At 73.4% G+C, this 6,828-nt stretch carries 8 protein-coding genes; 3 read left to right on the top strand and 5 right to left on the bottom strand.

Annotation, left to right across the window (positions count from 1 at the left end):
- From ACTIDRAF_RS0220545 to ACTIDRAF_RS0220560, 5 genes are all read right to left on the bottom strand, one after another.
- Positions 1-1,195 (bottom strand): glycosyltransferase (locus ACTIDRAF_RS0220545; RefSeq protein WP_016700602.1); only part of this gene is annotated, 1,195 nt, incomplete at its 3' end.
- Between the two features lie 283 nt (positions 1,196-1,478).
- Positions 1,479-2,120: a TetR/AcrR family transcriptional regulator gene (locus ACTIDRAF_RS30110; protein ID WP_083886524.1), complete on the bottom strand. Its 642-nt coding sequence runs from the start codon at positions 2,118-2,120 to the stop codon at positions 1,479-1,481.
- Between the two features lie 260 nt (positions 2,121-2,380).
- Positions 2,381-2,968 carry a glycosyltransferase gene (locus ACTIDRAF_RS33040; protein ID WP_157163168.1) on the bottom strand — a complete coding sequence of 196 codons (588 nt, stop codon included), beginning with the start codon at positions 2,966-2,968 and terminating at the stop codon, positions 2,381-2,383.
- Positions 2,965-3,513: a glycosyltransferase family protein gene (locus ACTIDRAF_RS33985; RefSeq protein ID WP_016700605.1), complete on the bottom strand. Its 549-nt coding sequence runs from the start codon at positions 3,511-3,513 to the stop codon at positions 2,965-2,967. The genes ACTIDRAF_RS33040 and ACTIDRAF_RS33985 overlap by 4 nt, the downstream gene beginning before the upstream one ends.
- A gap of 676 nt (positions 3,514-4,189) precedes the next feature.
- A complete protein-coding gene (locus tag ACTIDRAF_RS0220560) occupies positions 4,190-4,750 on the bottom strand; it encodes a GNAT family N-acetyltransferase (RefSeq protein WP_016700606.1) in 561 nt (186 codons plus the stop codon).
- Positions 4,751-4,961: 211 nt separating this feature from the next.
- Here ACTIDRAF_RS0220560 and ACTIDRAF_RS33990 point away from each other — a divergent pair, with 211 nt between their 5' ends.
- From ACTIDRAF_RS33990 to ACTIDRAF_RS0220575, 3 genes are all read left to right on the top strand, one after another.
- Positions 4,962-5,129 (top strand): hypothetical protein, encoded by a 168-nt coding sequence (locus ACTIDRAF_RS33990; protein ID WP_016700607.1) that lies wholly within the window; start codon positions 4,962-4,964, stop codon positions 5,127-5,129.
- A gap of 78 nt (positions 5,130-5,207) precedes the next feature.
- A complete protein-coding gene (locus tag ACTIDRAF_RS33995; RefSeq protein ID WP_157163169.1) occupies positions 5,208-5,402 on the top strand; it encodes a hypothetical protein in 195 nt (64 codons plus the stop codon).
- A 370-nt stretch (positions 5,403-5,772) separates the two neighbouring features.
- The gene (locus ACTIDRAF_RS0220575) at positions 5,773-6,192 is read left to right on the top strand and encodes a CBS domain-containing protein (RefSeq protein WP_016700609.1); all 420 of its coding nucleotides are present in this window, start codon (positions 5,773-5,775) and stop codon (positions 6,190-6,192) included.
- The last annotated feature ends 636 nt before the right edge of the window (positions 6,193-6,828 follow it).

A 6,828-nucleotide genomic window follows, 5' to 3' on the forward strand; every position in this document is an offset into this window, starting at 1 on the left:
GCAGCAGCCGCGCGGCCACCGCCGCGCCGTCGGTGCGGAGGGTGGCCGCCACCGTGGCCGCGCGGGCGCGGGTCTCCGGGGCCAGGGCCGTGGCGAGCGCGGCCGACAGCGACTCGACGGTGGGAGTGGGACCGTCGTGCGCCGCGCCGATGCCCAGCTGGGCCACCCGGCTGGCCCAGTACGGCTGGTCCGCCAGCTGGGGGACCACGACCTGGGGCGCTCCGACCAGGGTGGCGGTGGTCGTGGTGCCCGCGCCACCGTGGTGCACGACGGCGGCCACCCGGCGGAACAGGGCCTGGTGGTTGACCTCGCCGACGAGGATGCGGTCGTCGCCGCCGCCGAGCAGGGCCAGGTCCGCCCAGCCCCGTCCGAGGACGATGCGGTGGCCCTGGGCGCGGACCGCCTCGAGGGCCACCTGGGCGATGTCGGTCGAGGCGTGCATGGGCATGCTGCCGAAGCCGACGTAGACCGGGGGCTCACCGGCGTCGAGGAACGCCACCAACTCGGCTGGGAGCGGCCGCTCGTCCGGTAGCACCCAGGCCCCGGTCTGGACGACGTCGAAAGCCGGGGTCTCCCGCCACGGGTCCAGGACCGGGTCCGTCGCCAGCCAGGGCCGGTCGCCGATGACGTAGTCGCGGACGCCGTGCACCGGGGGCAGACCGGCCGTCGTCCGGTTCGTGTTCAGGGCCTCGCCGAACAGCGCGTCGATGTTCCGGGCGTCGAGGTCCCAGAGCACGCGGTTGTCCGTCACCTCCGGCGGGAACGGCCGCCCAGGGTAGGCCAGCGGCCGGCGGTGCGGCGCCGGCAGCGTGAGCTGCTGGAACGTGACCGACACGGAGGGGATGCCCAGCATCTCGGCCACCGAGAGCGCGCCGGCCGCGGCCGGCATCATGCCCGTCGCCACCAGCGCGTCGCATCCTTCCGCGACCGGGGTGATCGCCTCGAACTGCCCGGCGATCACCTCAGCCGCGCGCCGCGGCAGGCCGGATGGCGGTGGGGCCGCTTTCGTCCACCCCCGGGCTGACGCGCTGACGCCTGTTATGGGGATGTCCACCTCGGTCAACCGGCGGGCGAAGTCCTCGTCCGGCGGGGCGCACACCCGCACTTCCGCGTTGAGTTCCCGCAATCGAACGGCGAGCCCGACCAGCGGTTCGATGTCCCCTCGTGATCCGTAGGTCGACAACAGCACGCGCATCTCGCGTCACCCGTTTCCGTCGGTTGCGGCTCCGGCCGGCGATTCTGCGGCACCAGGGGGGTCTTGCCGCAAGCCCACCAGTGCGCTATACGTTGGACATGGCCGGGAGCGGGTGAACGCCGCTCCGTTCCTCCGCCCAGCACGTCGTCGACGGCCGAACGGCGCGCGTTCGGTGAGGCCGGTCAGGACCGGTCGCGCGAGATGCTGGCAGGAGCGGGGATTTCGTGCGCCACCCCGGTGGCGTTCCCGAGCGGGAAGCGCCGGTGGGGGAGCCGCACCGGGATCACCTCGTACCCGGCGGGATCGATGGCGGCTCAGTGAGGATGCTGATCGCCTGGCGCCTGAGCGTGCGCTCGGCGTCGTCGTAGCTCCACTCGCAGTCGACGGTGAGAGTCCGCCACGCGTTCATACCGAAGCAGAACCACAGCCGGTCCCGCACCCCGGGCACGTCGAAGCGGGGAGCGAACCCCTTCCCCACGATCTGCCGTGCGGCCTCCTCCAGGGCACCACGGTACAGCGTCACCATGTGTTCCCAGACGTCTCGCGCGCTGTCATCGCTGGCCACCGCCGAGTACAACACGTCGATCGTGGGCCGGTGCCGCTCGTGGTCGGCCCGCGTACCGCGTGCCACCAGGGTGATGGCGGACTCGAGACTCGTCGCGTCGCGAAGCTTCTCGAGGGTTGCGGTCGCGTGGGACTGGGAGATCCCGGAGTCGATCAGGCAGTGGAGGAGGTCCGACTTCGTGCCCACACTGGCGTACACCGTTTTCAGGGCGGTGTTGGCCTGCCGGGCGATGTCGGCCACCGTGACCCGGCCATAGCCACGGGCGGTGAACAACTCCCTCGCCGCTCGCAGGATGTCCTGCCGCGTCGCCAACGCCTCCCGTTCGCGACGGGGGGAATGGTACGGACGGCGGGTGGGCACCGGGGAAGGCTACCCCAGGATATTCATTGCTTACGGGGTCACCTGATGGTCTTGGGCGCCGCACTGAGCGGGACACCGTTCTCCTCGCCCGAGGCACGCCGGAGCGCCGCCCCCCGGTGGTGGCCGGTGCCGGGCCTCGGTGCCCGTTCCTCTTCGGCTGCCGGTGCCTGCCGTCCCGTTCGACCACGGCGGATGGTCGAACGGGACGGCTACCGGATGCCCCGGCCGGGCTCGACGATGGCTGCCCGCCGGACCCGTGGTCAGGCCCGAGGAGCGGGATCGGTCAGCGCGGCGATGACATCAGCGGGTGTCGGTGTGCTCGCGATGTCGGCCGCCAGCTCCGCAGCCCGCGTGCGCAGGTCCTGGTCCTGCAGGGCCCGGGTCACGGCCCCCGTCAGTTCGTCGGGTGAGCCCACGACGGAAGCCACTCCGGCGGCCGCGGCCCGAGCGGCGGTGATCGCCTGATCAGCCCCCTGGGGGCAGAGGACCAGGGGGACGCCGCGGCTCAGCGCGCCCAGGACCGTGCCGGACCCTCCGGCCGCCACCACCAGCCTCGCGTCCGTGAGTAGCTGATCCAGGGGTGCGAACGAGACGTAACGGACCTCGCCTCGGCTCGTGATCTCGGGCGGCTGCGGGATCGCCATGCCGAGCGTGGCCAGCACGTTGACGTCCGCGTCGGCCACGGTCTCGACGAACGCGGCCAAGGTCGGCCCCTCGGTGAAGACGGTCCCGAGGGTGAGCAGCACGGTTGGCTTGCCCGGGTCCGTGAAACGCGGTAGGTCCACCTCGGTGGCCGCGGGGCGGCGGTGGGCCCTCGGTTGGACCCGCAGTACGGGCGCTGGGCTCACCCAGTCCGGAGCCTGGAGCGCGGCGGGCACGGGTCGAGGTAGCTGGACGGCGGTAGCGGTTTCGTCCCCGCGCGCTCGTAGTGTGGCGCGACGGCCTGGGTGATCTGGTCGGCCAGTACCGGAGCCAGCCCGGGCCCGAGGCCCATCTGGTGCCATGGAACGTCGAGATGCGCGGCGATCAGCGGTCCGACGGTGTCGAACGCCTCGGCCACGACCAGATCCGGTTCCCATTCCCGCGCGCGCTGGAGTGCCTCGTCCGCGTCGAGGTCGAGGCGGGTGTTGCCGAAGATCTCACCGATCACCGCCGGGTTCGGCCGAGTCGGGTCACCGCCGGTTCGGCGTCCCGCCTCGGCGAGGAATTCCGGCGCGGCGGCTCCCGAACCGAGGAGTTCGACACCGGCCGAGAGTTCCTGGTCGGCCAGCGGGCGCACGCTCTCACTGGCCAGCAGGGCCACGGAGTGTCCGCTGGCGACCGCGGCCTCCATCAGTGGCGCCAGCGGGAGGACGTGCCCGTGGGCGGGCACGGCACTGAACAGGATTCTCATGATCACCGCTCCGGTGTCGGAAGTCAGGGTTCGAGGATGCCGTCGCGGCGAATCAGTTCGGGGTGACGACCGGGAGGACGGGGCACCGCTGCTCGTGCCGGTCCAACCCGGAGGGATGCCAGCCGTGGCGGGGGCGCGGCAGCCCCGGGCACCCCGGCAGAGACGAGAGGGGAGGACGGACCGGGCGCGCACTTGCACATGGATACTATTCATAACATAGACGATGCAATGAATTGTGCCGCCCCTCGTGGATCGCGCCGAGCAGCGAGGTACCCCGCGTCGACGGTGCGCGAGCCGGACCCGCACGGCGTGGACCGGGCGACCGTGAGGGGCCGGTAGCACTGGAGCAGCAAGGGGACCCGTGCCGGTCGGGGAGCGGCCCACCACCTGGAGAACGTCCCCGCCGGGTGCTGCCCACCCTGACCGGCCCTCGAGCACCCCGGTGCGGGGAAGGATCGACGTGGGTACCGGCGGAACGGACGGTGCCTGCCTGGCCCCGCCGAACGAACCGTCGCCGCCCCACCGCTCCGCGAGCGCCACGGTTGCCGTCGGGGAGGTGTCGCTGGGTGGAGCTCGCGGTACCGGGGACGCGCGGGACCCGCGTGGCGGGCAGCCAGCACGGGGATGCGCGGAGGTGACCAGGGGCGTCGAGCGTCGTGACGGGGGCAGTCGGTGTCTACCGACGCCGTTCCCACTCCGACCGGGTGAGTTCGTACTCGACCTCACCGTGCTCGGAGCCCTCGATCGCCTCCGGCCAGTCCCCGGTGAAGGTGCGGACGAAGGACAGCCCCGACTTCTCCATGACGCGACGGGAACGGGTGTTGACGGCCATCGTGTTCGCGGTGACCCGCTCGACCGCCATCTCGGTGAACCCTTTGTGGATCAGGGCCCGGGCCCCCTCGGTGGCGTATCCGCGCCCCCATGCCGCCCGCCTCAACCGGTAGCCGAGCTCGACCACGGCGGGGCTGTGTTCCTCCCACGGCCGGAACTCGAACCAGCCCAGGAAGGCGCCGGTGGTCCTCTCCTGCGCGGCCCAGTAGCCGCGGGTCCGCCAGCAGGGGTAGTCGTGCGGGAGCCGTGGTAGGACCCGCGTCTCGATCGTCTCGCGGTGGGTGGGCCGGCCACCGGTGAGGAAACGCATGACCTCGGGGTCGTTGTCCAGGGCGGCCAGGTGCTCGGTGTCGGCCGCTGTGAACGCGCGCAGGACGAGCCGATCGCTCTCCAGGAAGTTGACCATGCCGCGAATCCTCGACTCAGCTCGGCCGGGCCTGCCACCGGTTTCCGGTCGGCGGTGCTCCTCTGGGACCCGCGAGACCCCGAGGCTCGGCGCACCGGGGACGGTTCCCTGCCGCGAGGCGACCGCGACCCGAAGCCCGCCGGCAGCCCCGGGCGGGATGATCGTCCGCACCGCCTTCGGAGCCATGGGTGGACCTCGTGTTCCCACCCATATGGATCTCGGTGCGGACACCTGGGGCTTCGCGGTCCTCATGCGGGAGAAGGGCCGTGCTCCCCTGCGCCGGTGCGGAACTCCGCTGCGCCGGTCAGACGAACGGGTGCTCACCGCCGCGCTCCGCCGCACCTACCGCCCGCCCCGCACGTCCCGGTCCCCGCCGTGATCGTCCTGGGATCGCACGAACGAGCTGGTCGCGGCGGACCAGCCGGGGCAGGCCCTGCCGCGCGAGCTCGCGGACCCGGTGTTCGCCGTGCTGGCCGTGCCCGCCGCGTTCCTGGCCGTCTCCCGACTGGCCCGGCACGCCGAAGCCGACCCGAGGGCCGTGCCGGCGGCGATGCGGGTGCGGACGCGAGCCGGGCAGTGGATCACCCTGCGGGGCTCGGTGCTGCACTGCCCTCGGCGCCGACCCTGGCCGAGATCATGCCCCTGGTGCTGAGCCCCCACGGGCTCACCCGCCGCGAGCCGCTGGTGACCGGAGCAGCGTCCGGGGCGGCAGCACCAGGGAGGCCGCCGAGGAGCTGTCCCCGCACCCACCACCGCGCACCGCGCCCACCGGTCCCTCCCCGGTTCGTGGCGAGGCCGGACGCCGTCGTGCGGACCGGCGGGGAGTCCGGGGCCCGCCCGCGCCCCGACCGTCCCGCCGCTCGAGCCGGCGCGTTCTCGCCCTCAGGTGATCCGGTTCGGCCACGGACGTCCCAGGTCGACGGGCGACCGGACGCCCGATTCCCGCGCGCCCAGGTGTGGGATGTCGTTCATGGGTACCCACAGGAGGGCAGGGACGTTCGAACGACGAAGGGAGCGAGATCGTGACGACCGCGCGGGAGATCATGACGCCAGGCGCACGCTGCGTGTCCACCGAGGAGAGCGTGCGTGACGCGGCCAACCGGCTGGCCGAGCTCGATGTCGGAGCCCTACCCATCTGCGGGAACGACAACAGGCTGAAGGGCCTGATCACCGACCGGGACATCGTGGTGCGGGTGCTCGCGCGGGGCAAGGACCCGCGCGCGGTCCACGTCGGGGAGCTCGCACAGGGTGAGGCGGTCACCGTGGGGGCCGATGATGACGCGCACGAGGTTCTCCGCACGATGACCCGACACCGGGTCCGGCGGCTTCCCGTGATCGACGGCCACACCCTGGTCGGCATGGTGTCGCAGGCGGACGTCGCCCGGTCGCTGGACAACGCCGATGTGGGCGAGCTGGTGGCCGCGTTGTCGGCCAGCGACTGAGCGGACGGACCGTTCCGGCTCCCCCCTCCGGGGGAGTGGCGACCGCCAGCAGACGACGCCAGCGGCCCACCAGCTGACCAGCGAGGCGTCCGCGCTGGGCACGGGGTGCCCGTCCTCGCCCCGCGCCCGGTGGGCGCCCATGGACGTCCGCCGGCCCCTCCCGGCGAACGGGGTGGGGTCCGGCGGCTTCCAGCCTTCCGCCAGGCCGCGCACCGAGGGGCCGCGGCCCGTGCCACGACACCGAGAGCGCGGCCCCTCTCCCACCGCCGGACGACACGGTCGACCCCTGTCCCGCGCACGCCCCGCGCCGGGCGCTCCTCCGCGGCGGGAGCGCCCCGCCCCTGGGCAGCAGCCGGCTCGTGCCGAGGTGGTTCCCCGGTCACGGGTCGTCGAGCGGTCTCGACTCGCGAGGACGTTCCCCGCCCGGACAGCGTCCGGGCTGTTCCACCAACCCCGCGTGGTCGAGGGGCGCGTTCTCCGGCCGCCGATCCGCCCGGGCGGGCCGCCACCGGGTTCCGGGTCCCCCTCGCCGGCGCGCCGGGCCGCGCGCTCCGGCGAGCGCCCGAGCACGCCTGTCCCGGAGCGGGAGGCGGGCGGTGAAGCCCGCCCCCGACCGGCCGCCCTCACCGCCCCTTC

Origin of the sequence: Actinoalloteichus spitiensis RMV-1378 (assembly GCF_000239155.1) — a bacterium.
GTDB lineage: Bacteria > Actinomycetota > Actinomycetes > Mycobacteriales > Pseudonocardiaceae > Actinoalloteichus_B > Actinoalloteichus_B spitiensis.

Excerpts from the sequence above, each read along its gene's own strand:
- ACTIDRAF_RS0220560 (WP_016700606.1), bottom strand. The coding sequence starts at position 4,750 with ATGGTCAACTTCCTGGAGAGCGATCGGCTCGTCCTGCGCGCGTTCACA.
- ACTIDRAF_RS33985 (WP_016700605.1), bottom strand. The coding sequence starts at position 3,513 with ATGAGAATCCTGTTCAGTGCCGTGCCCGCCCACGGGCACGTCCTCCCG.
- ACTIDRAF_RS33990 (WP_016700607.1), top strand. The coding sequence starts at position 4,962 with ATGGATCTCGGTGCGGACACCTGGGGCTTCGCGGTCCTCATGCGGGAG.